We start from the raw sequence: 24,564 nt of genomic DNA on the forward strand, positions 1-24,564 counted from the left end.
ATGAAACTGTGCGGATTTGAAGTTGGTCTGAACCAGCCCCTGTTTCTGATCGCCGGTCCTTGCGTGATCGAAAGCGAACAGATGGCACTGGATACTGCTGGCGCCCTCAAGGAAATCACCAGCGAACTGGGCATCCCTTTCATCTACAAGTCCAGCTACGACAAGGCAAACCGCTCGTCCGGCACCTCGTTCCGTGGCTTTGGGATTGATGAAGGCTTGCGCATCCTGGCCGAGGTCAAAAAGCAGATTGGTGTCCCGGTACTGACCGATGTCCACAGCGAAAGCGAAATTGCGCAGGTCGCCAGTGTGGTCGACGTGTTGCAGACCCCGGCTTTCCTGTGTCGGCAAACCGACTTCATCCGCGCCGTTGCCCAGTCGGGCAAGCTTACCAACATCAAAAAGGGCCAGTTTCTGGCTCCGGGCGACATGAAGCATGTCATTGACAAGGCTCGTGCGGCAGCGCGCGAGGCCTTGATGACGACTGTTTCATGGCGTGCGAACGTGGCGCCTCGTTTGGTTACAACAACTTGGTATCCGACATGCGCTCGCTGGCCATCATGCGCGAGACGGGTTGCCCGGTCGTGTACGACGCGACCCATTCAGTGCAGTTGCCGGGTGGGCAAGGCACGTCCTCCGGCGGTCAACGCGAGTTCGTACCGGTGTTGGCCCGTGCGGCCGTGGCCGCCGGTATTCGTTAAGCATCTTCATGGAAACGCATCCGGACCCGGCCCGTGCGCTGTCCGATGGCCCCAACGCTTGGCCGCTGGGACGCATGAAAGAACTACTGGCGACGCTCAAACAGCTTGATGCACTGGTCAAGCAGGGCAACTGGCCCGAGCAGTCGCTGTAATTGCTAAACAATCGATTTCGGCCAACCTTGCACAAGGTTGGCCGAAGTCCATCCGGTCAAACCAACCTAAAGCTATTTGAAGGGGAAATACATGAGTTCGATCATCGACGTGGTCGCTCGCGAAATCCCGGACTCGCGTGGTAATCCGACGGTAGAAGCCGATGTGCTGCTGGAATCTGGCGTGATGGGCCGTGCCGCCGTACCGAGCGGCGCCTCCACCGGCGAAAAGGAAGCACTGGAACTGCGTGACGGCGACAAGAGCCGCTATCTGGGCAAAGGCGTGCTCAAGGCCGTTGAGAACATCAACACCGAGATCTGCGAAGCGATCATCGGTCTGGATGCTTCTGACCAGGGCTTTCATCGACAAAACCTTGATTGAACTGGACGGCACCGAAACCAAATCCCGTCTTGGCGCCAACGCCATGCTGGCAGTCTCCATGGCCGTCGCCCGCGCCGCCGCCGAAGACTCCGGCCTGCCGCTGTACCGCTATCTGGGTGGCGCCTGATGGCACTGCCCGTACCGATGATGAACGTCATCAATGGCGGCGCTCACGCCAACAACACGCTGGATATTCAGGAATTCATGATCATGCCGGTAGGCGCGCAAAGCTTCCGCGAAGCCCTGCGTTGTGGTGCCGAAATTTTCCATGCCCTGAAAAAATCTGCGACCAGAAAGGCTACGCCACCACCGTGGGTGACGAAGGCGGCTCCTAACCTGTCCAGCCACGAAGACGCCATCAAGCTGATTCTGGAAGCCATCGACGCCGCCGGTTATGTTGCCGGTCAGGATGTCATGCTGGCGCTGGACTGTGCCTCTTCGGAATTCTACAAAGACGGCAAATATCATCTGACCGCAGAAGGACTGCAACTGACTTCCGAGCAGTTTGCCGACTATCTGGAAACGCTGGCCAACAACTACCCAATCATTTCCATCGAAGATGGCATGAGCGAGCATGACTGGGAAGGCTGGCAAATCCTGACCCAGCGCCCGGGCAAGCGTCTGCAACTGGTGGGCGACGATGTCTTCGTCACCAACCCGGCCATCCGGCCAAAGGCATCGAAAGCGGCGTCGCCAATGCGCTGCTGGTCAAAGTCAACCAGATCGGCACCCTGTCGGAAACGCTGAAAGCCGTTGATCTGGCCAAACGCTCCAGCTACACCAGCGTGATGAGCCACCGCTCGGGTGAAACCGAAGATAGCACCATCGCTGATCTGGCCGTTGCCACCAACTGCATGCAGATCAAGACCGGCTCGCTGTCGCGTTCTGATCGCATGGCCAAGTACAACCAGCTCTTGCGTATCGAAGAAGAACTGGGCGATGCTGCCTACTATCCGGGCCGTGCGGCCTTTTACCACCTGAAGTGATCTTATGCGCTGGCTGACCCTGACTCTGGCAACCCTGATTATTGCCCTGCAATGGCCGTTATGGTTTGGCAAGGGTAGTTGGCTCAGGGTCTGGCAGCTGGACAAGCAACTACAGGAACAGCGGGCAGTCACGCAAAAGCTGATTGCCCGCAACGCCGCCCTTGATGCAGAAGTCCGCGACCTGAAACAAGGTACCGACGCGATTGAGGAACGGGCACGTAATGAACTTGGCATGATCCATAATGGTGAGGTATTTTTCCAGTTACTGGATCCGGCCAACACGTCTCGCCGTTGACACTGTGGTCCCAAACCTCCACCCTAATAGACAATAACAAGCGATGGCTGGCTATAAAAGTTCCAGAGTGTGGGCAATGACGACGCAAAACCCGATTGAAGTGGCACGTGAGACCCTCAAGCAGCTCAGTTTGAGGAAATTACTTCCCACTCCAGAAAACTTTGAGCGGGTATATCACGAACTGGCCCAGATCCCCATTGAGAGGGACAGCAAACTCGCGGTGCAGCTGTTACGCGCACTGGAAACATTGCTTAAGCTACCAGCGTTGCCGCACGCACGGCATTAAGCCGTATCAAACAGGTCACGGAAGAATCACGCTGGGAGCAACTCCCGCAATTGGTGATCGATTTCCTGCGCCTTGCTTACACTGAAGACAATCTGGCCCAGACTTGGGGCAATCTGATCCAGTCGTTGATCAAAGCCCGGGATGTCCGGCAACCCGACCTGCCGCAGCACTACAAACAGGCAGCTCTGGAACGGGTACTGATCAATTACGGCAATCAGCCGGAGGAACTCAACCAGAAACTCGTCGCCCTGCTGCAGAACTGGAATGCTCCGGCTGCCGAACGGCAGCCAGACCCTGTTGAAACGGCCGATGAGAACACAGTCATCACGGCAAGCGAAGCGGTGAATGAAGCGCTCTCACCTTCCGCCCTGGCTATCCGCGGCAACGCATTCTGGGTTTCTCCCTCACCCACGGGCTGGAACCACGTCTGGTCGGTTTCCCCGATCTGCAAGACACACTGGAAACGCTGATCACTGAACTGATGGCGTTATCCAGCGAAGACGATCTGAACGCTTACATGCCCCGCTTGCGCGCGTTCATGATCAAGCTGGAGCTGCTGTCACAACAGGAAGGGCGCCTCGTTTCCGGGTTGGCCAATTTGCTGCGCCTGCTACTGGACAACGTGGCAGAGGTGAACCGTTCCGATAATTATCTGGTTGGACAGGTTAGCTCGCTGCAGGAAATGCTGTCGCATGAGCCGCTGTCGATGCAACAGGTGTATCAGCTGGAAACCAGCCTGAAGGATGTCATCCGCAAGCAGGGTCAGCTGAAAAGCTCGCTGGACGAAGCCGCCAGCTCGCTACGCACCTTGCTGGACCGTTTCATGTCTCGTCTGGCCGCCATGACCGACAGCACCGATGTGTTCCACACCAAAATTCAGCAACATAGCGAGAAGCTACGGCAAACCGAAAGTGTTGAAGAGTTGGGCGGCATCATCAGCGGGCTGATGGAAGATACCTCGCTGATGCAGCTTGACCTGACACGATCGCGTGATGAATTGATGGCCTCGCGCGAACAGGTAGAAGCGGCCGAAACACGTATCCACGAATTGGAAAATGCGCTGGAATCGGTCAGCGCCAAGGTCAAGGAAGACCAACTGACCGGCGCCTACAACCGCCGAGGGTTGGCCGAACATTTCCAGCGCGAGATCAGCCGCAGTGAACGCAGTGGCTCGCCACTGTGCGTGGCGCTGATTGATGTCGACAACTTCAAGCAACTGAATGACCACTATGGCCATCTGGCCGGTGACGACGCGTTGAAATATCTGGTCGAAATGACCAAGCGTCAGCTGCGTGCGGCCGATATCGTGGCCCGCTTTGGCGGCGAAGAATTTGTCATTCTGCTGCCGGATACCCCACTGGACGAGGCACTGGAAATTTTGCAGCGTTTGCAACGCGAACTGACCAAAACCTTCTTCCTCGCCAACAACGACCGGCTGGTCATTACCTTCAGCGTTAAGCGTAGCCAAGTGGCACCGGGGGAACAGGACACCGACGTGATCGAACGCGCCGATCAGGCCATGTATCAGGCCAAACTCAGTGGCAAGAATCGGGTCAACTCGGCCGAGGATACGATTTTCCCAGCGTAAGATCAGTCATATCACCCTATTCAATGCCATAAAAAAACCGGGAATCCTCCCGGTTTTTTTATGGCACGACGACCACTTTGTACTCACTTGGTTCCGCCCTTACGCATCGCCTTGCCCTGCTCGGCCCGCCGTCGTCTCACCTCTTTGGGGTCGGCAATCAGCGGCCGGTAAATTTCCACCCGGTCTTTGGCCCGCAATGGCTGCTCCGGCTTGATGGCCCTGCCGAAAATGCCCAATGACAGGGCATGACCGTCCAACTCCGGAAACATCTCGCAGATACCGCTACGTTGCACAGCAACAAGTGCCGGACACCCCGCTTCCACCTGCACGGACAGAATCACCTGACGCTGCGGCGAAGCATAGGCCACCTCCACCACGATTGATTCAGTCATCGCCATACACCTTATCCGCTTCCTTAATGAAGGCATCGACCAAGGTACCGGAAATATGCCCAAACACCGGGCCGATGATTTTTTCCAGAATTTTGCTGGAAAACTCGTAGGTCAGCCGAAACTCGACTTTACAGCCTATGCTGCCCAGCGGCGTAAACTGCCAACGCCCCTCCAGGTGCTCAAACGGCCCCTCCACCAGTTCCATCAGAATGCTCTGGCCATCCAGGTTGGTATTCCGGGTGGTGAAATGCTGACGGATTTTCAGGTAATCGATATGCAGGCTGGCCACCAGCTGATTACCAACGCGTTCGTGTACTTCAGCTTTGCCGCACCAGGGCAGAAAGCGCGGATAGTGTTCCACATCGTCCACCAGCGCAAACATCTGCGCCGGAGTGTGTGCCACCAGAACATTTTTTTCGACAACCTGCATGAGCATCCTGGCCAGCGGCCATATCCTGAAACCTTGCAACACCAAGCAACCCGACTTTGGCGCAGGCCACATTCAGACGGTAAGCCACGGTCAGGTCAGTATCGGCAAGACATGTAATGAAGCGCCAGAGTTTACCAAAAGCCATGCGGGCTGTCCTGATCCCGCCAAGCGGCTCACATGCAAGCCGCTGAATAGGCGAAACTTTAGATTCAACGCCATGATCTGTTAAAATGACAGATTAACTTCACCTCTCAGTCCTATGAGCATCATCCAGAACCGCAAGGCGTTCCACGATTATTTCATCGAGGAAAAACTCGAGGCCGGGCTTGTGCTGGAGGGATGGGAAGTCAAAGCCATCCGCGCGGGCCGGGTTCAGCTCAAAGAGAGCTATATTGACTGGAAAAAAGGCGCCTTCTGGCTGATTGGCTGCCACATTACTCCGCTGCAGTCAGCCTCTACCCACATCAAGCCCGACCCGGTGCGACCACGCAAACTGTTACTCTCCCAGCCGGAAATCAATCGTTTTATCGGCAAGGTGGAACGCGCGGGCTACACCCTGATGGCACTGGACCTGCATTACACCAAGGGGTTCATCAAGGCGGAAGTCGGCCTCGCCAAGGGCAAGAAGCTGCATGACAAGCGTGAAACGGAAAAAGAACGTGAATGGCAGCGGGAAAAACAGCGCATGCTGCGCGACAAGGGCTAACGCATGAAACACAGCGCCGCGCTCCCCATCGTACTGATCTGTCTGGGATCGGTATGGTTTCTGAAAAGCACCACGCTGCTACCCAATACCGCCACCTTGCTGGCGTTATTGCTGGCACTGGCCGGTATCGTGCTGATGGTGGTGGATGGTTTCAATAAATCCACACTGCTCACCAGCCCGATGCTGTGGTACGGAGCCGCCGCCGTGTACCTCTATGACGCCATTGGCTTGCAGCTGGGACACGTGCTGTCACTGGGCATGGTGCTACTGGGGGTGCTGATGTTGCTGGTACGTAGTGACAAGATTCCGGAACGCAGCAGACGCCAAGCGTTCCCATCCGAATGACAATCGCTGAACGACATTCGGCCAACCTTTTACATTGATCTGGCCGTAAGGCCGCTAGACTCTTCAGGGACAGGCATGGATAAAATCCTCATTCTTGATTTCGGCTCGCAAGTGACCCAACTGATTGCCCGCCGCGTACGCGAAGCCCACGTTTACTGTGAGCTGCACTCTTTCGACATGCCGATCGATGACATCCGCGCCTTCAACCCCAAGGCCATCATCCTGTCTGGCGGCCCCAACTCGGTGTATGAATCCGACTACCAGGCCGACCCGGCACTGTTTGAGCTGGGCGTACCGGTCTTGGGCATTTGCTACGGCATGCAGTTCATGGCACAAAGCCCGGGCGGCAAGGTTGAAGCGGGCGACAAGCGTGAATTCGGCTATGCCGAAATCCGCGCACGCCACCACTCCAAGCTGCTGGAAGGCCTGCAAGACCGCCTCAGCGACGCCGGCGAAGGCTTCCTCGACGTCTGGATGAGCCACGGCGACAAGGTGAGCAGCCTGCCCGCCGGTTTCCACGTGATTGCCGATACGCCGTCCTGCCCGGTAGCCGCCATGGCCGACGAAGAACGCGGCTTCTACGGCGTTCAGTTCCATCCCGAAGTCACCCACACCAAACGCGGCACCGAGATGCTGCACCGCTTCGTTCTGGCAGTAGCTTGACTGCAAACCCAGCTGGACCATGCCGAACTACATCGACGAAGCCGTGAAGAAAATTCGCGAACAAGTGGGCAACGACGAGGTAATCCTCGGCTTGTCCGGTGGTGTGGATAGCTCGGTTGCCGCCGCGCTGATCCACCGCGCGATTGGCGATCAGCTGACCTGCGTCTTTGTCGACCATGGCCTGCTGCGCCTGAATGAAGGCCAGATGGTGATGGACATGTTTGCCAAAAACCCGGGCGTAAAGGTCATCCATGTTGATGCCACTGCACAGTTCATGGGCAAGCTTGCTGTTCGAGACCGATCCGGAGAAAAAACGCAAGATCATCGGCGCCGAATTTGTCGAGGTATTCCGGGCGGAATCAGCCAAGCTGACCAACGCCAAATGGCTGGCTCAAGGCACCATCTACCCGGACGTGATCGAATCCGCTTGCGCCAAGACCAAGAAGGCTCACACCATCAAGAGCCACCACAATGTGGGTGGCTTGCCGGAAGACATGAACCTCAAGCTGCTGGAGCCGCTGCGCGAGCTGTTCAAGGATGAAGTGCGCCAACTGGGCGTGGCACTCGGCCTGCCGCATGACATGGTGTATCGCCACCCCTTCCCGGGCCCGGGCCCGGGCGTGCGGATTCTCGGCGAGGTCAAAGCCGAATACGCCAGCCTGCTGCAACGTGCTGACGCCATTTTTATCGAAGAATTGCGCAACACCATCGACGAGAAAACCGGTAAAAGCTGGTATGACCTCACCAGCCGGGCCTTTGCCGTGTTCCTGCCGGTAAAATCGGTTGGCGTGATGGGCGATGGCCGCACTTACGAATGGGTCGTAGCTCTGCGTGCCGTCGTCACCAGTGACTTCATGACTGCTCACTGGGCCGAACTGCCCTACTCCCTGTTGGGCCGCACTTCCAACCGTATCATCAACGAAGTGCGCGGCATCAACCGCGTGGTTTACGATGTGTCGGGCAAACCGCTTAAAGCAACGATTGAGTGGGAATAACGCTCCGTCACGTTCGGCCAACCCTCAAGCCCTGCTCATGCAGGGCTTTTTGCTGCCCCGTATCATGCGGATTAGACAGATGGGTTTGACGCGGCCGCATCAGTTTGTTAGGGTCAAGACAGGTAGAACACATCCCGCTGGTCTATAGGAACAAGGGATACAGTTCGCTTTGTCATTTACGTTTTCCAAGGAGGTTTGCCATGTCCGACGCTGCACTCAACCAAGAGAAAGAACAACTGCTGGAAGACGTTCGCCCGGTACTCACCAGCACGGAAACCCTGCTGGGCGCCTCCACGGATGAAGGTGGCGAAAAGGCCAAAGAATTGCGCAAGCGTGTGACTGAAAACCTGCAAGTGGCCAAGGCTCGCCTGGTTCAGGCAGAACAGGCGATTGTGGGCAAGGCCAAGGTTGCCGCCAAGGTTACCGATCAGTATGTGCATGAAAACCCGTGGAAATCGATTGGTATTGCTGCTTAAGCGTAGGCTTCCTGCTGGGTTTGCTGGTTTCCCGCCGCTAATTGTCTGCCGATCTGACTGATGACTGACTCTGTCACCCATACACCCCGTCCGGGAACCCTGCGTTCCTTCATTGGCGGGGTGTTTTCGCTATTACTGACCCGCGCGGAACTGCTGTCGCTGGAAGCCGAAGAACAGAAAGACCGTTTGCTGGCTACGCTGTTGCTGGGCGGCTTGGCGCTGGTGTGCTTGCTGCTGGGGTTGATGGCGATGTTGCTGGTGATTGTGCTGGTTACGGCTTACCAGCTCACGGCCTCTGGTACTTGGGCTGATGGCTACCGGCTTATTGGGCAGCGGGGCCTTAGCTTTGCTGTGGTTGCGCTGGCAGTTGCGACGACAAGCCTCGCCTTTTGCCTGCACCTTATCCGAGGTGCGCAAGGACTGGGATGCGCTGAATGGACGGCATTAAACCATGACACCACATGATCGGGCCGTCAAAAAACAGCTGTTACTGATGAAAGGCGAAGTTCTGCGCGTCAAGCTGCGCCCGGAGTTGGATGCGTTGCGCCGTCACCCGCTGGGTTTGGCTGGTGAAGGACTGAAAAGCCTGACGGCGGGCAGCAAACTCGGCAGCATGGTTGCTACGCTGGGGGGGGCTGTTTCCTGATAGCAAGCTGCGTCGCTGGCTACAATGGGGCACGCGTGCTTTTGTGCTATGGCAAGCGGGACGGCGCTTTTGGCCTCGTTCGTGACGCGCCGCCAACACTGAATCTCTCCGCGGCCATTTCGGCCGTTAATCATAAGTGGCTCCTCCTGCTGATGCGGGTCACTGTCTGATCTGCGGCTTAGCCCATCGCCAGTATCCGGCAGCATCTTTATAATGGGGCGATGCCTGTTACCGTGCCATCGACGCCCCTCACCTCCCCTCCACTGCCCCCGGCAGCCATTCACTGGTTGGCCGAATTGGGAATTGGCAACCGCCAGCAGCTCAATCAGGTGGGATGCATCACTGCCTTCCTACAATTGAAAGCGGCGGGCCATACCGTCACCCACCGTGTGTTGTTTGCCTTGGCCGCAGCGGCCCGCGGTGTGCATTGGAACCAGCTAACGGATACCGATCGCCAAGACTTGCTGCAACAGCTGGCGCAACACCCGCCGGTCGCCTTGCCTCCGGGGGCAGAAACCATCGCCACGTTCATGCAGGAAGCCATACAGTTGGCCGAACAGGCCAAACAGGCGGGAGAAGTGCCGGTGGGCGCGGTTGTGGTACGAGACGGCCTTATCATCGGACGTGGCTTCAACCAGCCGATTAGCGGCAGCGACCCTTCGGCTCATGCCGAAATGCAGGCGCTACGGGCTGCGGCCCGGCATCAGGGCAATTACCGATTGGATGGCTGTGATCTTTATGTCACGCTGGAACCTTGCCCGATGTGCAGCGGCGCCATCCTGCACGCCCGCGTTGCCCGCGTTATCTATGGCGCCGCAGATGCCAAAACCGGGGCGGTTAAGCAGCGTGATCAACCTGTTCGAAAACCGCCAGCTTAACCATCACACGGCGGTATTTGGCGGGCAACAGCAGGAACGCTGCGCCGCGCAACTGTCCGAATTTTTCCGCCAACGGCGACATTCAGGAAAATGAACATGAAGTCCGTGTGGCTCCACTCTTGTGCACTCACGTTGATGGGCTTGCTTGGCAGCACCGTGGTAATGGCTGACGCCCCCGCAGAGGTGGCAGCGGCCAGCCTGATTCTGCAAGCACAGACCGATGGGCCGTTACAACCGACCCAGCCCAATACCTTGCATTACGGCACCCCGTGGATACGGGTGGGCATCAAATCGCAAACACTGGTGTTATTTGACCCATGGGGCCGGGAGCAGCGTCACTATGTGGTATCCACCGCGCGTAACGGTGTCGGTGAGCGCGTCAACAGCTACCAGACGCCGCGTGGCTGGCACAAAGTTTGCGAAAAAATAGGCGACGGGGCGGAAGCCAATACCATCATCTTCCGGCGCAAGGTGACGCCATGGAAGTACACCGCTCAATTACACGCCGAATATCCCAACAAGGACTGGATACTGAGCCGCATCCTTTGGCTGTGTGGCGAAGAACCGGGCAAAAATCAGGGGGGTGAAGTGGACAGTTACGACCGCGCCATTTATATCCACGGTGCTAAGCGAACACGTGCAATGGGGTGTCCCAACCTCATTGGGCTGTGTGCGCATGCAAAACGGCGATGTGATTGAACTTTTTAACAACACCAGCCTTGGCATCGATGTGCTGATTGACGAGAACGCCTGATCATGAATCCCGCGCTGAACCTGACGACTCCGGCCCTGCTGTTTCCGGCTATTTCCCTGCTGTTACTGGCTTATACCAACCGTTTTCTCGGCCTCGCGGCCATTATCCGTCATCTTTACGATGACTATCGCAAGTCTCGTGACCAGAAAATCCTGCGCCAGATTGGCAATTTGCGCACCCGTATCGCCCTGATCAAATGGATGCAATTCCTTGGCGTGGGCAGCCTGTTTTTGTGCGTGGTGGCGATGTTTCAGGTCTACACTGGCTGGCCTGTGCTGGCGCAACTGAGCTTTGGCATCAGTCTGCTGTTGATGATTGCATCGCTGGGAATCTCGCTGGCCGAACTGGTGATGTCGTCCGATGCGCTGAAGATATTGCTGTCCGATCTGGAAGCACAGAAGGAGGCTTGAACCGCACCAGCCCTCTTTGGCCCGATGTCGTCACGGCCAAGGAGCGGCTTCATGCAGGGCAATGATTTCGGCCAACCTTGTAAGTCAGGCCGACACACGGTTTACAGGGGTTTCCGCCCGGCAATAACATGCAGCGGCATGGTCACCTGACGTATCAACAGTGGGCTGCCCCACGCCCGCATGATCTGATCCTGAGCATCATCCAGCACGCCCGAGCCCGGGCTTTGCATGCACAACTTGGTGGCCGACCGGTACGTAAATAGCCCAGCAACTGGGATAAGTCCCACTGCATGCTGATGACAAACTGGGGCGGGGGTACGGCTGGCAGATGACAGCCCACTTCCCGATACCCATCCCAGAGTAAACGGCTACAACTGGACCAGAACGGCCGCACAATCGACAGATACACCTTGGCGGCCTGATCAATTTCCGGCGTCACGGAAAACCAGTCATAGCCCCACGCGGCAAAGACACCACCGGGTTTGAGCACCCGTTCCAGCTCTGGCCAGAAACGGGGGTAGTCGAACCAGTGCAACGACTGCGCGACGGTAACCAACTCGAATACCTCGTCATCAAATGGCGTTTGCTCCGCCGGGCATTCCCGATAGAACACGCGCGGATGATGCTCCGCGGCGGCCAGTTGATTGGGATTGATATCGGTAGCGTCGACCCGGGCAAAGCTCTGCCCCAACCGGCAAGCCGTCTGCCCGGTTCCGGTCGCGCAATCCCACGCCCGCTGTTTCACCGGACATAACGACTCCAGCCAGGCAAACAGGGCTTCCGGATAGTGCGGACGATAACGGGCATACTGCTCGGAATGCAGGTCAAACGTGGCGATAGCTATTGCTCGAGGATCCATTCTGGCTATCCAGTTTTGCGCCACATGCGCGATGCTAAAGACATTAAATCTATCGCCAGCAAAACACAAGCTAAAACCATTAAATTTAATTAGAATTAAATTTATATATCAAATAACTTGATAGAAAGCCTTCCTGCCCATCGTCCACCTCCGCGCGGCTCGGGACCATCCATCAAGCAGAATGGTGGGCGAGCCAATGATCGAGCTGGCGGGCAAACGCCTGACGATCGGCCTGCGAAAGCGCATCCGGGCCGCCCGTATGCACCCCGCTGCCACGCAAGGTATCCATGAAGTCACGCATGGTCAGCTGCGCGGCAATGGTTTCTGGTGAGTAGACCTCTCCTCGCCAGTTTAGTGCCGCAGCGCCCTTGGCCAGCACTTCGGCCGCCAGCGGAATGTCTGCGGTCACCACCAGATCATGCTCGGCAGTGCGCCGCACGATTTCGTTGTCGGCCACATCAAAGCCCTTGGACACTTGCAAGGTGCGGATGGAGGGCGCGGCGGGAACATTAACCGGCCGATTGGCAACAAATGTCACCGGAACTCCGGTGCGCTGTGCCGCACGGCACAGTACTTCGCGGATCACCCCGGGGCAGGCATCCGCATCAACCCAAATCACCATCCTGTTTCTTTCACGGTAACAAAGCAGGAGCAAGCCTACCCGAATCCTGCCTTAATCGCCGAACAAGGTTGGCCGAAAACGTCAGAAAACATTGGCGCTAACAAAAAAGCGCACGGCCATCACAGCCATGCGCTTTGGCAAGCCAACCCTCCAGACTCAGAGCAGGCCCAGCAACGACCACCAGCTGACTGCAAACAGCAGCAGTAACAGATAGCCAATTCCGGTCAGCCACAGGCCAACCTGAGTAAACTGGCGTGACGTAAAGGTTTCGGTGCCCGGGCACACCATGTTCTGTGGTGCATTGATCGGCAGTACAAACCCGAAGCTGACGGTAAAAGCCAGCAACATGGCAATACCGGGGCCATTGATGGGGCCGGGCAAGCCAGCGAGCACGCTGACCATGATCGGCATCAGTGCGGCGGTCAGCGCGGTGGCACTGGCAAAGCCCAAGTGAATCAGAATCAGGAAGGCGCTAAGCACGGCAAATACGCCCAAGCCCGACAGCGTATCCAGATGCAGGCTGCTCACCACCAGCGTGGACAGCCACGTGGCGGCCTTGGTATCGAGCAAAGCGGTTCCCAAACTGATCCCCACGCCAAACACCACCACGGTGCCCCACGGAATACGTTTTTGCGCGTCACTCCAGCTCATGACCCCCACACCCGGCAGCATCATCAGCGCAATCCCGGCCACCGTACTGGAAGCGGTATCAATATGGTGCAGCTTGCCTTCGGTCGCCCACAGCGCCAGCAGCACCAAGGAGATAGTCAGCAAGCGTTTTTCCGCGCCGGTCATCGCACCCAAGCCCAGATAATCGTTGCGAATGGCTTCACGTCCGCCCGGAATGTCTTCGATTTCCGGCGGCATCAGACGGCGCACAACAAAATACAGCGCCACCGACATCGCCAGACTCCATGGCGCACCAGCGAGAAACCACTGAGTCCAGGTCAAGGCATGGCCAGCACCGAACGCTTTTTCGATAAACCCGCGCGACAGCAAGTTTTGCGCGGCCGAAGTGAGAATCCCCACGTTCCAGATGCTGGTTGCCTGCGCGATGGTAATCATCGACGAGGCTGCCAGCGGGCCTTTGCGATCCAGCTTCAGCGAGGCAATCCCACCCAGCATGATCGGCACCACACAGGCGGTACGCGCCGTGGCACTGGGCACAATGAAGCTCAACAGAATGGTCACGGCAATGGAGCTGATCAGCACCTTCCGCCCCCCAGCGCCGATACGCGACATGGTAAACAGCGCCAGCCGCTTATCCAGCCCGGTATGGGTCATCGCCGCGGCGATGAACAAGGCCGCCGCCACTAGGGCCAGCCCGGAGTTGGCAAAGCCGGAAAGCGCCAGTTTCAACGCTTTGTCCGTACCCAGCAGTTTTTCCGGGTGCAAGACATCCGGCGACATGCCCACACTGAAAATGATGAACACTGCGATCAGAATGGAACTGACGGTGTAATCCAGCGCCTCGCTGATCCAGATGATCACGGCAAAGGCCAGAATCGCCAGCATGTGGTGGCTAAACTTGTGGCAGCGTACCGGCAAGAGGCAAGGCTTCGATGGCGCCAGCAGCGAGCAACGCCAAGAGCGCACCCCAGAAGGTGGCAGGTTTCAGGCCTGCCACAGCGGGTAGATGGAACGACATGATGTCTCCTTTACAGGATGTGTGCACGGACCCGCCGCCGCATAGTTTGCGACACGGTAATCAGCCATACGCAATAGGTAACACTGATCAATCCGGCTATTTTTTTAAATAACTTAATTCATTATAGGAACAGATGTTGGTAATAGCTTGATCCGTATCAACAGAGAACTTCACGTCGTCCCGTGAAGGATCGCCCTCTTCCTCATCGCACACGCCCATGTGGCGGCGCGCGGTAGCATTACAGGTGAATACCGTGTTTTTCGCCTAAAGTAACAGTTGATCTCACCCCCTCAGGAGACGGCGACATGAGCAAACACATCTTGAGCATTTGCGGCGATTACGTGGAAGACTACGAACTGATGGTGCCGTTTCAGGCACTGCAGGCGATGGGACACAGCGTGGAGGCGGCCTGCCCGGGCAAGCACGCTGGCGAACAGATACGGACGGCGATTCATGATTTCGAAGGCGCGCAAACCTATAGCGAAAAACCCGGCCACAACTTCACCCTGAATGCCGATTTTGCCACGCTGGAACTGGACCGTTACGATGCGCTGCTGCTTCCCGGTGGCCGTGCACCGGAGTATCTGCGCCTGAACTTGCAGGTGTTGTCCTGCGTGCGCCATTTTGTTGATAACCACAAACCCATCGCCGCCATCTGCCATGGTGCGCAAATCCTGACAGCGGCGGATGCGGTGCGTGGCAAACAGGTTTCGGCCTATCCAGCCTGTGCGCCGGAAGTGCGTCAGGCAGGGGGAAGTTACGTCGAATTGCCCATGACCGGCGCCATCACGGACGGGCTGCTGGTAACAGCACCGGCATGGCTAAGCACATCCGGCCCGGCTGGCCCAATTCCACGCCTTGCTGAGTTAATCCGCTTACAACAAAACAGCCCCGCTCCATGCAGGAGGCGGGGCTGTTGTCAGCCTGATCCGGCCAAGGTTGGCCGAAAAGGCTGGCGGCTAAGCAGTAATCAGCTTCAGGCTTGGGCGACCGGAATCTTGCCGATCTTCACGCGCCATTCGGCCGGGCCGGTATTGTGTACGGAAGTGCCTTGCGAATCCACGGCCACCGTTACCGGCATGTCTTTCACTTCAAACTCGTAGATGGCTTCCATGCCAAGATCGTCAAAGGCCACCACCTTGGAGGTCTTGATCGCCTTGGACACCAGATAAGCAGAACCGCCCACGGCCATCAGATAAACAGCCTTGTTGTCCTTGATGGCATCAATTGCCGTCGGGCCACGTTCGGCCTTGCCGATCATCCCCAGCAGGCCGGTTTGTTCCAGCATCTGACGGGTGAACTTGTCCATGCGCGTGGCGGTAGTCGGGCCTGCCGGGCCAACCACTTCGTCACGGACCGGATCAACCGGGCCAACGTAGTAGATGAAGCGGTTGGTAAAGTCTACCGGCAGTTTTTCGCCCTTGTTGAGCATATCGACCATGCGCTTGTGAGCAGCATCGCGGCCGGTCAGGATCTTGCCGTTGAGCAACAACACATCGCCCGGCTGCCAGCTTTGTACTTCTTCCGGCGTAATGGTGTCGAGGTTGACGCGCTTGCCGTTGCTCGGGTTGTAGGTGATGTCCGGCCAGTCTTCCAGTTTCGGAGCTTCCAGTTTGGCCGGGCCAGTGCCGTCCAGATGGAATTCCACGTGACGGGTGGCGGCGCAGTTCGGGATCATGGCAACCGGCAGGCTGGCAGCGTGCGTCGGGTAGTCCATGATCTTGACGTCCAGCACCGTGGTCAGGCCACCCAGGCCTTGTGCGCCAATGCCCAGCGCATTGACTTTTTCCAGCAGTTCCAGACGCAGCTCTTCCACGCGGGTCAGGGTTTCGCCACGGGCGGCTTTTTCTTTTACCAGATGGATATCCACCGGCGCCATCAGGCTTTCCTTGGCCATCACCATGGCTTTTTCCGGCGTACCGCCGATACCGATCCCCAGAATGCCCGGAGGACACCAGCTAAGCGCCCATGGTCGGCACGGTTTTCAGTACCCAGTCGACGATGCTGTCAGACGGGTTGAGGGCGTAGAACTTGGATTTGTTTTCCGAGCCACCGCCCTTGGCGGCACAGGTCACTTCGACCTGATCGCCTTCGACGATCTCGTAGTGCACCACGGCAGGGGTGTTGTCCTTGGTGTTCTGACGTTTGCCAGCCGGATCGCGCAGTACCGAAGCACGCAGTTTGTTATCCGGGTTGGTGTAGGCACGGCGTACGCCTTCATTGACCATTTCCTGAACGCTCATCGTGGCATCCCACTGCACGTTCATGCCGACTTTCAGGAACACCACGGCAATACCGGTATCCTGACAGATCGGACGATGGCCTTCGGCACACATGCGGCTGTTGACCAGAATCTGCGCCATGGCATCTTTGGCGGCCGGGCTTTCTTCATGCAGATAAGCCTGGTACAGCGCGTCGATATAGTCCTTGGGATGGTAATAACTGATGAACTGGAAAGCATCGGCGATGCTCTGGATGAAATCGTCCTGACGGATCGTGGTCATTAAGTGTCTCCAGCGTGCTGCATTGAGAAGTGTGGCCGCTATTTTAAGGACTTACGCGCGATGGTTCTAGCCCAATTAACGGTAAAGGCTGATAAAGCCGTGTCCGATCATGCCCAGCTACGGCCAGCGGCGCAGCACGGCCCAACCGCCGGACGCTATCGCCAGCCCGCCTGCACGCAGGCGTTGCAGTAGCCTGCCATGCCATCTGGGTGTAGTGTTTACACAGGTCATCATGACCGCCACGGATCTGCCATAGAAGCAAATCCAGTCTGGCGGGATCTCACCCGTTAGCCTTCATTCAGGCCAGCCATCATGCCAACACCGCCAATACCGCCCCGTTCCGCTTTCTGGCAGCTTCCTGTCGCCAGCTTGTTGCAGCAATTGAAAAGCCGTCCTGATGGCCTCAGCCATGCCGAGGCTGCGGAGCGGTTGGCCGAATTTGGCCGTAATGTTATCCACGGCGAACGTCAGCGGGCGTTACTGGTGCAGTTTCTGGTCAAGTTCCGTAACCCGCTGGTCATCATCCTGCTGATTGCCAGCGCGCTGTCTGCCGTGACCGGCGATGTGGCCAGCTTTTTCATCATCACGGTGATTGTCGTGATCAGCGTGACGCTGGATTTTGTGCAGGAATACCGCGCCGGGCAGGCCGCAGAGCAGCTGCGCCAATCGGTGGCCATCCGCGGGCGCGTGCTACGGGATGGTCAGGCCGTGGAAATCCCGCTGGCAGAATTGGTGCCGGGCGATATCACCCTGCTGCGCGCTGGCGACCTGATTCCGTGCGATGGCCGGTTACTGGAAGCCAAAGACTTCTTCGTCAACCAGTCGCTGCTGACCGGTGAACCCTATCCGGTAGAAAAAACCGTGAGCGAAGGCTCGAGCGAAACCGACATCTTGCTCGCCAACAACAGCGTGCTACTCGGCACCTCGGTGATCAGCGGCAGCGCCAAAGTGCTGATGTGCCGCACCGGCCAGAGCACGACACTTGGCGACATTGCCGACACGCTGTTGGCCAAACCGCCTGCCACTGACTTCGAGCAGGGCATTCACCGCTTCGGCCTGCTGATCATGCGCATGACGGTGTTGCTGGTGTTGTTCGTACTGCTGGTCAATGCGTTCTTCCATCGGCCATGGTTGGAATCGTTCCTGTTTGCGGTGGCTCTCGCGGTTGGCCTGACGCCAGAGCTGCTACCCATGGTGGTTTCGGTCACCCTGTCGCGCGGGGCCCTGCGCATGGCGGCGCACAAGGTGATTGTGAAGCGGCTGGCATCGATTCATAACCTCGGCAGCATGGATGTGTTCTGTACCGACAAGACCGGCACGCTGACCGAGGCACGTATTCGTCTGGAGCGGCATGTCGCGCCGCTCGGGCAGGAAAGCCAACGGGTGCTGGAGCTGGCGTATATCAACAGTTCTTTTGAAACCGGTCTGCGCAGCCCCCGGATGACGCCATTCTGGAACACAAGGAAATTGACGCCAGCGGCTGGCAAAAAATAGATGAAGTCCCGTTCGACTTCGAGCGGCGCCGCGTGTCCGTGCTGGTGGACGATGGCAGTAGCTGCTGGTGGTCAAAGGAGCGCCGGAGGACATTCTACGGTTATCCGTGCGCTACGAAGTGGCCGGTGACGGCACGGCACAGTTGATGGACGAAACGGTGCGTGCGGCGATTAACCAGCAATTTGAAGCACTCAGCCAGCAGGGTTTCCGCGTTTTGGGCATTGCCTCGCGGCAGGTGGGCAAGGACCATCCCCATGCGGTGGTGAGCGATGAGACCGAACTGGTATTTGCTTTGCCGCGTTTCTCGACCCGCCCAAGGAAAGCGCCAAAACGGCGCTGACCAGGTTGGCCGAAGACCGGGTGGCGGTCAAAATCATCACCGGCGATAACGAACTGGTGACTCAGCATCTGTGCGCCCAACTCGGGCTGCCGGTTAGCGGGGTACTGACCGGCAGCGCGATCCAGCAAATGGATGATCAGGCCTTGGCCGCACGCGTGGAACACGTCAACCTGTTTTGCCGGGTGGCACCGGCGCAAAAAAACCGGATCATTCTGGCGCTGAAACGGCGTGGCCACGTGGTGGGCTATTTGGGCGATGGCATCAACGATGCGCCATCGCTACATTCGGCCGATGTGGGGATTTCTGTCGATAGCGCGGTGGATGTTGCCAAGGCCGCGGCGGACATGATTTTGCTGGAATCGAACCTGAACGTGCTGCATGCTTAGGCGTACAGGAAGGGCTGGACGTTCGGCAACATCATGAAGTACATCATGATGGGAACCAGCTCCAATTTTGGCAACATGTTCAGCATGGCCGGGGCAGCGCTGTTCTTGCCCTTCCTGCCCATGTTGCCGGTGCAGATCTTGCTCAACAACCTGCTCTACGACGTGTCCGAACTGCCGATTCCGCTGGATCAGGTGGATGATGAGGATTTGCGCCAACCGCGTCACTGGGACATGAATTTCATCCGCAATTTCATGCTGATCATCGGCCCGGTCAGCTCGCTGTTTGACTTCCTCACCTTCTACCTCATGCTCACGGTGTTTAATGCCTTAGGCGCAGCGCTGTTTCATACCGGCTGGTTTATCGAGTCGATGGCCACGCAGGTCCTGGTCATTTTTGTGATTCGCACCCGTCGCCATCCTTTCCACAGCCGCCCCAACCGCTGGCTGCTGGTCGGTTCCCTCATGGTGGTTGCCACGGCGGTATTGCTGCCGTTTACCCCGGCTGGCGTCCATTTGGGTTTCGTGCCGCCACCGGCTTCGTTCTTTTTCATCCTCATTGCCATGGTGCTGTTTTACCTGCTGGTGGTGGAACGCATCAAACAATGGTTCTTCCAGCGCTTTGCACCGGTCGTGAAGATGACGAACCCCTGAGCGGCCACGCTGATTTAACGTAGCATCCAGCGCGTGGCGTGCGATAACGGGCCTTGCAAGGCATGGGATACACCCGCGGGTAGATCCAGCGGCCTGAGCAGCATCTTGGCGGCCATCTCGATCGGATAATGCGCCTGAATCTGCTGCAAAAGCCGTCGGCTAAGTGCCTTGAAGTCGGCACGGTTGGCTCGAGCCGAGGCCTTGGCGCACGCCATACACATGCCATAAGGCGCACTCGGCATCTCCGCGCCGCGCTTCGAGGGCGCGCCGTTTCAGCGCGGCCATCACCTGCAGACGGCTGGTTTGCTCGCCTTGACGGTATTGGCGGAAATAGCGGAAAAAATGTTTGTAGTGGTCGATCTCTTCGGCACGAATCTGCTGTGCCAGCCCGACCAAAACCGGCTCGTCCGCACAGGCGGCCAGTGCTTGATAGAAGGTGGCCGTTCCGGTTTCCACCACGCATCGCGCCACCAGTTCCAGCCCGCGGGTAGGCTCCAGCTGCTCCATGGTGCACAGCTGCGAATAGTCGGCAACGAAGGCGCGATAGGCTTGCGGCCAGTCGAATTCTGGCCAGACCTGCTCAACATAGCCACGCAGCACCCGGCCGTGGCGGGTTTCTTCCTTCTGCCAATGATCATGCAGCCACGCCGTCACCACTTCATCGTCTGCGAAGCGCTGAGTCAGGTTGTCGGTATAGAGTTCCGACGTGATTTCGATGAACGACGCCGCCGCCACCAGATAGAACACATCCTCACGCTGGCGCACGCGGTCGGCTTGGATCGCGGCCCACGGGATCTGGTCGAGATTCCAGTTGGCCGAAAGGGGAACAGGTTGTTGCATCGCATGGGACTCCCGTTACAAGGCCGCAGACCGCTGGCAACAGCGCGCAGGCAACAAGCAAGGTTGGCCGAACACGCCTCGCTGCGGATAGATACAGACTCAAACCGGGCGACGATAGCCGCCAGCCACGCCTTGCGGTGACAGCACGATCTGCCAGAGCTGATTGAGGCGGGCGCGGAAACTGCTTAACACAGGCCAGCAGGTAATAACGCCACATGCGCTGAAAACGCTCGCCATAGTGCGGCGCAAACTGTGGCGAGGACTGGGCAAAGCGCTCATGCCAAGCCATCAGCGTGCGGTCATAGTCGGCACCAAAGTTATGCACATCCTCGATCAGGAAACGCGCCTCACACGCCTCGGCAATCTGGTCAAGCGAAGGCAGTTCACCGTTGGGGAAGATGTAGCGGTCAATCCACGGGTCGGTGGGGATATGGCGCCGGGTTTTGCCGATGGTGTGCAGCAAAAACAGCCCATCCTCCGTCAGGCTGCGCCGGGCCATCTGAAAAAAAGCACGATAATTCTTGTGGTTAAGCATGCTCGAACATGCCAATTGAAGCAATGCGCTCGAAGCGTTCGTGCCCGTCGCCATTGAACTGGCGGTAATCCTGCAAACGGAATTCCACCGGCAGACCGGCACAACGCTGACGCCCAAGTTCAGCCTGCTCGCGCGAGATCGTCAGGCCAACGCATTGCACGCCATGGCGTTCGGCTGCAAATTTCATCAGGCTGCCCCAACCACAACCAATGTCCAACAACCGCATGCCGGGTTGCAAACCCAGCTTGCGGCACACCAGCTCGAGCTTGGCGGCCTGCGCCTCTTCCAGCGAGCGGGCATCCGCCCAGTAGCCACAGGTATACGTCAGGCGCTGATCGAGCATGGCCGTGAAGAAATCATTGCCCAGATCGTAATGTGCCAGACCCACCGCCCAGGCCCGCCGCAGGTTTTGCAGATTGAACAGCCGCGCACGCACGGACTGCAGCCACAGCCGCGACATGCTTACCTTCTCTTCCAGCCGCGCCATGATCACCCGCGCAACAAACTCATCCAGCTGTGGGCAATCCCACCAGCCATCCATGTAGCTTTCGCCCAGCCCCGGGCTACCTTCCGCCAGAATCCGAGTGGCGGTTTGCGGGTGATGAATCTGCATGTCCCACGGGCGTTCTCCACCAATGCGGATATCGGCTTCGGCCAACAAGGCGGCAAGAGTGTGCCACGCGCTAACAGAATGCTTGCGCACGGGCTGCGACCGTACCGGCGCAGCGGTTTCGGTAATCATGGATGAAAACGGCGGCGATGCCATACGTCCTCCTTTGCCTTGCCATGCTGGGTAATGGCTACGGCGTTTCGGTATGTTCCAGTTGTGCCACACCGGGCCAGCAGCCTGAATCAGCGGCCTCGGCCCGTATGCATCCCCAAAACAACAGTCCATTACCACGGCACCATGGCAGGCATGACGTCAGGTATTGACCATCCCCGAAAAGAAGCCGCGCGAGGAAGGATTATTCGCGGCCTCAACAACGCTATTGCTGGAACTTGACTATCTCTTGCTGCCACAAGGTGGATCACAGGCCAACAGCGGTTACGCTGACAGGCCAAGTCCACATCGAGACACCGTTTGGCACTGGCGAAGTGACCACCGGCTTTTGCGCCCGACTCCGTTCAATCTCCCTCCGCGACGTTTTTTTATGTATAGCCCGCGGTCGGCACATTGCCATGGCCGCGAATAACCCCTGACGCAACATCAGTACAGTTGATAATTTGATATATAGTGAGTAGTTGATGTCATGCATCAAAATCGACGACAAAAAACCTGATGCATACTGAAACGGCTCACTCGACGAGACAGAAAACTGCTTTAATCAACAAAGCATTTTCAATAAAAATGATTATCTGACCGCGCCATCATGGCCAGAGGAACGCATTATGTTTTTCTTCAAAAAACACTCCCAGACACAACCAGCCAACACCAGCGCCGAGCGCCACGCGGCGGGATCGCAGGAAATGGGCATTATCCGTACCGATAATGCCAATTACGTGCGCGCGTTGACCGATGCGGGAAGTGCGTCGGTGCGTCTGGTGCTGGGTTACATCAACCCCGGTGCGGATCTGGATCAGGTGGCGCGTAACGCCGCCACGGCATTCCCCAATGCCAAGGTGGTGCTGTCCACCACGGCGGGCGAATTGTGTTCGCTTTCGGCCAACGATGCGCTTTATCTGCTTACCAATGGCCAATGGCAAAGCATGGTGTTCCAGCTGTTTGACGAGCGTCTGGTCAGCGATGTGTATGTCGCCAGCGTGCCGCTCGCCTGTGAAGACATCAAAAGTGGCACGCCTACCCTGCGCCACAGCGAGCGCCTGCGCCGCCTGAATGAAGCGCTGTCGCGCGTATCGCCACCGTTTGACATGAGCTGTGAAGAAGGCTTTGTCCTGACCCTGATAGACGGGCTTTCCAACAGCGAAAGCTACCTGATGGAAGCGGTGTACGAATCGGACCGTTTCCCGCTGCTGTTTGTGGGCGGCTCGGCCGGTGGCCCGCTGGATTTTTCCATGACGCGGCTGCATGACGGCCAGTCGACCAAAGACGGCCATGCCGTGCTGGTCTTCATCAAGATGGCCAAAGGCTATCGCTACGGCGTGTTCAAATCGCAGAACTTCCGGGAGACCGGGGTCAGTTTCACCATTGCCGAAGCCAATACCGAGCTGCGCCAGGTGACATCGGTCTTTAACCAGAATGGCCAGATCAGCAACGTGCTCGAGGTACTGGCCAAACACTTCAACTGCGCCGAAAGTGACGTCGCCAACAAGCTGGCCAGCTACAGCTTTGGCATCAAGATCAAGAACGAGCTGTTTGTCCGCTCGGTACTGGCGGTGGATACCAAGAAGCGGCTGCTGCAGTTTGCCTGTGACCTCTCGTTTGGCGAAACCCTGCATCTGGTAAAACAGGAAGATCTGGCCGAGCGCACCCGGCAGGATTTTACCAACTTCAGCCGGGGCAAGCCGGTGCCGGTGGGCGGGCTGCTGAATGACTGCATCCTGCGCCGCCTCAACAATGCCAACGCCTTGTCGCGCTGCAATGTCTACGGCGATATCCCCACCGCCGGGTTCTCCACCTTTGGCGAACTGCTGGGGGTGAACATCAACCAGACGCTGACTGCCTTGTTCTTTTATCGGGCTGACGGCACGTTCCACGACGATTTTGTACAGCGCTTCCCGGTGCACTACGCCAACTTCAAAAACTATTTCTATAGCCGCGAAGTGCAACGTGCCAGCATGATCGACCAGATGAAGAGCCGCGTCATCACCGAACTGCAAGGCTACAAGACCTTTGCCAGCCAGTTGATGGAAAGCCTGCCGGTGTTCCGCGACACCACGCGCGAACTGGTGGCCAGCCTGTTGGCCATCCAGCAGCAGATTCAGCAATTCTCCAGCGACGTGGAAGCGGGTAATCAGGTTTCCACCAGCGTGGGCAAGCGCATCGAATTGCTGGAAACCGATGCCCGGCAGATTGGCGATGTGATGCTGATGATCAAGAAAATTGCCGAACAGACCAACCTGCTGGCGCTCAACGCGGCGATTGAAGCCGCCCGTGCCGGTGAAGCAGGCCGCGGTTTTGCCGTTGTCGCCGACGAAGTGCGCAAACTGGCCAATACCACCCAGTCCAATCTGGATGCCACCGGCGGCGCGGTGGATCACGTGATGGCCGGGGTGAAGCAGGTAGGCGGCGACATGCGGGTAATGAGCGATCACGTACACCACTTTGCCAACGAAATGACGCAGATGGTAACCACGCTGCAGGCGCTGGCCGATACCTCGCAAACCAGCCAGCACCGTGTGGACGACATGCTGATGCATACCGAGGAGTTGTATCAGCGCATGAGCGAAGTGGATCGCGAAATGAACGCGATTCTGGCGCTGGAAAAACAGTAACCCCCACGGCACTTACACGATTGCCCTGACTGCGGGCGACAGGCGGCCATGCACCAGCTACGGCTGAAGCATGGCCGCCTGTTTGTTGTGCGTGGCACCGCCCTGCAGAACAGCGCTGCGGCGTTTTTCGGCCAACTACTCTCACTTGAAATTACCTGACCGGCCGGGCGGCTGCCATGTCATAATCGCTTACTGTACACGGCAAAGTCTTTC

Annotated in this window: 33 protein-coding genes and 4 pseudogenes; 26 read left to right on the plus strand and 11 right to left on the minus strand. The window is 57.7% G+C overall.

The genetic code is table 11. From position 1 onward, the window contains the following. The 9 genes and pseudogenes from kdsA (at window position 1) to GKE73_RS04415 (ending at window position 4,384) form a co-directional block, all read left to right on the plus strand. A pseudogene (kdsA, locus tag GKE73_RS04385) lies at window positions 1–850 on the plus strand (3-deoxy-8-phosphooctulonate synthase). Window positions 851–941: 91 nt separating this feature from the next. Continuing rightward, entirely contained in the window at window positions 942–1,229 is a 288-nt protein-coding gene (locus GKE73_RS04390; RefSeq protein ID WP_280954758.1) for a phosphopyruvate hydratase family protein, read from the plus strand. Beyond that, the gene (locus GKE73_RS22475) at window positions 1,222–1,356 is read left to right on the plus strand and encodes a hypothetical protein (protein WP_280954759.1); all 135 of its coding nucleotides are present in this window, start codon (window positions 1,222–1,224) and stop codon (window positions 1,354–1,356) included. Before GKE73_RS04390 ends, GKE73_RS22475 begins: the two co-directional genes overlap by 8 nt. Then, window positions 1,356–1,976, plus strand: coding sequence for a phosphopyruvate hydratase family protein (locus GKE73_RS04395; protein ID WP_280954760.1), 621 nt, complete (start codon window positions 1,356–1,358; stop codon window positions 1,974–1,976). Before GKE73_RS22475 ends, GKE73_RS04395 begins: the two co-directional genes overlap by 1 nt. Then, the gene (locus GKE73_RS22480; protein ID WP_312854540.1) at window positions 1,952–2,215 is read left to right on the plus strand and encodes a phosphopyruvate hydratase family protein; all 264 of its coding nucleotides are present in this window, start codon (window positions 1,952–1,954) and stop codon (window positions 2,213–2,215) included. Before GKE73_RS04395 ends, GKE73_RS22480 begins: the two co-directional genes overlap by 25 nt. A gap of 4 nt (window positions 2,216–2,219) precedes the next feature. Next, a complete protein-coding gene (gene ftsB / locus GKE73_RS04400) occupies window positions 2,220–2,510 on the plus strand; it encodes a cell division protein FtsB (RefSeq protein WP_230369230.1) in 291 nt (96 codons plus the stop codon). 76 nt (window positions 2,511–2,586) lie between these two features. Further along, entirely contained in the window at window positions 2,587–2,796 is a 210-nt protein-coding gene (locus tag GKE73_RS04405) for a hypothetical protein (RefSeq protein ID WP_230369231.1), read from the plus strand. Between the two features lie 50 nt (window positions 2,797–2,846). Then, window positions 2,847–3,266 carry a hypothetical protein gene (locus tag GKE73_RS04410; protein ID WP_230369232.1) on the plus strand — a complete coding sequence of 140 codons (420 nt, stop codon included), beginning with the start codon at window positions 2,847–2,849 and terminating at the stop codon, window positions 3,264–3,266. An 11-nt stretch (window positions 3,267–3,277) separates the two neighbouring features. Beyond that, window positions 3,278–4,384: a GGDEF domain-containing protein gene (locus tag GKE73_RS04415; protein WP_230369233.1), complete on the plus strand. Its 1,107-nt coding sequence runs from the start codon at window positions 3,278–3,280 to the stop codon at window positions 4,382–4,384. Window positions 4,385–4,467: 83 nt separating this feature from the next. Here GKE73_RS04415 and GKE73_RS04420 read toward each other — a convergent pair whose 3' ends face one another. Together GKE73_RS04420 and GKE73_RS04425 are read right to left on the minus strand one after the other, a co-directional pair. Further along, window positions 4,468–4,776, minus strand: coding sequence for an RnfH family protein (locus tag GKE73_RS04420; protein WP_230369234.1), 309 nt, complete (start codon window positions 4,774–4,776; stop codon window positions 4,468–4,470). Next, on the minus strand, window positions 4,769–5,206 hold the full coding sequence (locus GKE73_RS04425) for a type II toxin-antitoxin system RatA family toxin (protein ID WP_230369235.1): 438 nt from the start codon (window positions 5,204–5,206) through the stop codon (window positions 4,769–4,771). Before GKE73_RS04425 ends, GKE73_RS04420 begins: the two co-directional genes overlap by 8 nt. 259 nt (window positions 5,207–5,465) lie before the next feature. Here GKE73_RS04425 and smpB point away from each other — a divergent pair, with 259 nt between their 5' ends. The 10 genes and pseudogenes from smpB to GKE73_RS04470 all read left to right on the plus strand — a co-directional run bounded on the left by smpB (window position 5,466) and on the right by GKE73_RS04470 (window position 11,079). Then, window positions 5,466–5,912 carry an SsrA-binding protein SmpB gene (smpB, locus tag GKE73_RS04430; RefSeq protein ID WP_230369236.1) on the plus strand — a complete coding sequence of 149 codons (447 nt, stop codon included), beginning with the start codon at window positions 5,466–5,468 and terminating at the stop codon, window positions 5,910–5,912. Window positions 5,913–5,915: 3 nt separating this feature from the next. Next, window positions 5,916–6,257, plus strand: a complete 342-nt coding sequence (locus GKE73_RS04435; protein ID WP_230369237.1) for a hypothetical protein — start codon at window positions 5,916–5,918, stop codon at window positions 6,255–6,257. Between the two features lie 75 nt (window positions 6,258–6,332). Next, window positions 6,333–7,915, plus strand: a pseudogene (guaA, locus tag GKE73_RS04440) (glutamine-hydrolyzing GMP synthase). 200 nt (window positions 7,916–8,115) lie between these two features. Then, on the plus strand, window positions 8,116–8,391 hold the full coding sequence (locus tag GKE73_RS04445; RefSeq protein ID WP_230369238.1) for an ElaB/YgaM/YqjD family protein: 276 nt from the start codon (window positions 8,116–8,118) through the stop codon (window positions 8,389–8,391). Between the two features lie 60 nt (window positions 8,392–8,451). Continuing rightward, complete coding sequence (locus GKE73_RS04450) at window positions 8,452–8,856, plus strand: hypothetical protein (RefSeq protein WP_230369239.1); 405 nt, start codon at window positions 8,452–8,454, stop codon at window positions 8,854–8,856. Next, window positions 8,843–9,037 carry a hypothetical protein gene (locus GKE73_RS04455; protein WP_230369240.1) on the plus strand — a complete coding sequence of 65 codons (195 nt, stop codon included), beginning with the start codon at window positions 8,843–8,845 and terminating at the stop codon, window positions 9,035–9,037. The genes GKE73_RS04450 and GKE73_RS04455 overlap by 14 nt, the downstream gene beginning before the upstream one ends. A 233-nt stretch (window positions 9,038–9,270) precedes the next feature. Beyond that, window positions 9,271–9,915: a tRNA-specific adenosine deaminase gene (locus GKE73_RS04460; protein WP_230369241.1), complete on the plus strand. Its 645-nt coding sequence runs from the start codon at window positions 9,271–9,273 to the stop codon at window positions 9,913–9,915. A 96-nt stretch (window positions 9,916–10,011) separates the two neighbouring features. Then, window positions 10,012–10,614, plus strand: coding sequence for a L,D-transpeptidase (locus GKE73_RS04465; RefSeq protein ID WP_230369242.1), 603 nt, complete (start codon window positions 10,012–10,014; stop codon window positions 10,612–10,614). Next, window positions 10,592–10,669, plus strand: coding sequence for a hypothetical protein (locus GKE73_RS25350; protein WP_376767409.1), 78 nt, complete (start codon window positions 10,592–10,594; stop codon window positions 10,667–10,669). The genes GKE73_RS04465 and GKE73_RS25350 overlap by 23 nt, the downstream gene beginning before the upstream one ends. 2 nt (window positions 10,670–10,671) lie before the next feature. Next, window positions 10,672–11,079, plus strand: a complete 408-nt coding sequence (locus GKE73_RS04470; protein WP_230369243.1) for a DUF2721 domain-containing protein — start codon at window positions 10,672–10,674, stop codon at window positions 11,077–11,079. Window positions 11,080–11,233: 154 nt separating this feature from the next. On the opposite strand, the gene GKE73_RS04475 is transcribed toward GKE73_RS04470, so the two are convergent. The 4 genes from GKE73_RS04475 to GKE73_RS22485 form a co-directional block, all read right to left on the minus strand. Next, window positions 11,234–11,938, minus strand: coding sequence for a class I SAM-dependent methyltransferase (locus GKE73_RS04475; protein WP_230369244.1), 705 nt, complete (start codon window positions 11,936–11,938; stop codon window positions 11,234–11,236). Window positions 11,939–12,110: 172 nt separating this feature from the next. After that, a complete protein-coding gene (locus GKE73_RS04480) occupies window positions 12,111–12,560 on the minus strand; it encodes a YaiI/YqxD family protein (protein WP_230369245.1) in 450 nt (149 codons plus the stop codon). A 156-nt stretch (window positions 12,561–12,716) separates the two neighbouring features. Beyond that, window positions 12,717–14,075 carry a DASS family sodium-coupled anion symporter gene (locus tag GKE73_RS04485; RefSeq protein ID WP_230369246.1) on the minus strand — a complete coding sequence of 453 codons (1,359 nt, stop codon included), beginning with the start codon at window positions 14,073–14,075 and terminating at the stop codon, window positions 12,717–12,719. 7 nt (window positions 14,076–14,082) lie between these two features. Further along, window positions 14,083–14,208: a hypothetical protein gene (locus tag GKE73_RS22485; RefSeq protein ID WP_280954761.1), complete on the minus strand. Its 126-nt coding sequence runs from the start codon at window positions 14,206–14,208 to the stop codon at window positions 14,083–14,085. 359 nt (window positions 14,209–14,567) lie between these two features. On the opposite strand from GKE73_RS22485, the gene GKE73_RS04490 reads away from it, so the two are divergent. After that, window positions 14,568–15,311, plus strand: coding sequence for a DJ-1/PfpI family protein (locus tag GKE73_RS04490; RefSeq protein WP_230371397.1), 744 nt, complete (start codon window positions 14,568–14,570; stop codon window positions 15,309–15,311). Here GKE73_RS04490 and GKE73_RS04495 read toward each other — a convergent pair. Then, window positions 15,197–16,712, minus strand: a pseudogene (locus GKE73_RS04495) (fumarate hydratase); the annotation flags it as partial. The gene GKE73_RS04490 and the pseudogene GKE73_RS04495 overlap by 115 nt on opposite strands. Before the next feature lie 312 nt (window positions 16,713–17,024). Between GKE73_RS04495 and GKE73_RS04500 the strand changes: the two are divergent. From GKE73_RS04500 to GKE73_RS04515, 4 genes are all read left to right on the plus strand, one after another. Continuing rightward, window positions 17,025–18,206, plus strand: coding sequence for an HAD-IC family P-type ATPase (locus tag GKE73_RS04500; RefSeq protein WP_230369247.1), 1,182 nt, complete (start codon window positions 17,025–17,027; stop codon window positions 18,204–18,206). 67 nt (window positions 18,207–18,273) lie between these two features. Continuing rightward, window positions 18,274–18,546: a hypothetical protein gene (locus tag GKE73_RS04505; protein ID WP_230369248.1), complete on the plus strand. Its 273-nt coding sequence runs from the start codon at window positions 18,274–18,276 to the stop codon at window positions 18,544–18,546. A gap of 5 nt (window positions 18,547–18,551) precedes the next feature. Then, window positions 18,552–18,932: an HAD-IC family P-type ATPase gene (locus tag GKE73_RS04510; protein ID WP_230369249.1), complete on the plus strand. Its 381-nt coding sequence runs from the start codon at window positions 18,552–18,554 to the stop codon at window positions 18,930–18,932. 33 nt (window positions 18,933–18,965) lie between these two features. Further along, window positions 18,966–19,583, plus strand: a complete 618-nt coding sequence (locus tag GKE73_RS04515) for a cation transporting ATPase C-terminal domain-containing protein (protein WP_230369250.1) — start codon at window positions 18,966–18,968, stop codon at window positions 19,581–19,583. A gap of 14 nt (window positions 19,584–19,597) precedes the next feature. On the opposite strand, the gene GKE73_RS04520 is transcribed toward GKE73_RS04515, so the two are convergent. The 4 genes from GKE73_RS04520 to GKE73_RS22495 are packed head-to-tail and all read right to left on the minus strand — an operon-like array spanning window position 19,598 to window position 21,724. After that, entirely contained in the window at window positions 19,598–19,798 is a 201-nt protein-coding gene (locus GKE73_RS04520) for a hypothetical protein (protein WP_230369251.1), read from the minus strand. Then, the gene (locus tag GKE73_RS04525; protein ID WP_230369252.1) at window positions 19,743–20,348 is read right to left on the minus strand and encodes a ferritin-like domain-containing protein; all 606 of its coding nucleotides are present in this window, start codon (window positions 20,346–20,348) and stop codon (window positions 19,743–19,745) included. The genes GKE73_RS04520 and GKE73_RS04525 overlap by 56 nt, the downstream gene beginning before the upstream one ends. After that, a complete protein-coding gene (locus tag GKE73_RS22490) occupies window positions 20,335–20,922 on the minus strand; it encodes a class I SAM-dependent methyltransferase (RefSeq protein ID WP_280954762.1) in 588 nt (195 codons plus the stop codon). The genes GKE73_RS04525 and GKE73_RS22490 overlap by 14 nt, the downstream gene beginning before the upstream one ends. A 28-nt stretch (window positions 20,923–20,950) precedes the next feature. Beyond that, window positions 20,951–21,724: a class I SAM-dependent methyltransferase gene (locus GKE73_RS22495; protein WP_280954763.1), complete on the minus strand. Its 774-nt coding sequence runs from the start codon at window positions 21,722–21,724 to the stop codon at window positions 20,951–20,953. Window positions 21,725–22,425: 701 nt separating this feature from the next. Here GKE73_RS22495 and GKE73_RS26450 point away from each other — a divergent pair. Together GKE73_RS26450 and GKE73_RS26455 are read left to right on the plus strand one after the other, a co-directional pair. Continuing rightward, window positions 22,426–23,535, plus strand: a pseudogene (locus GKE73_RS26450) (FIST signal transduction protein); the annotation flags it as partial. A 12-nt stretch (window positions 23,536–23,547) separates the two neighbouring features. Then, window positions 23,548–24,351: a methyl-accepting chemotaxis protein gene (locus GKE73_RS26455; protein WP_446686349.1), complete on the plus strand. Its 804-nt coding sequence runs from the start codon at window positions 23,548–23,550 to the stop codon at window positions 24,349–24,351. Window positions 24,352–24,564: the final 213 nt, after the last annotated feature.

The organism is Paludibacterium denitrificans (genome assembly GCF_009707705.1).
Taxonomy (GTDB): domain Bacteria; phylum Pseudomonadota; class Gammaproteobacteria; order Burkholderiales; family Chromobacteriaceae; genus Paludibacterium_A; species Paludibacterium_A denitrificans.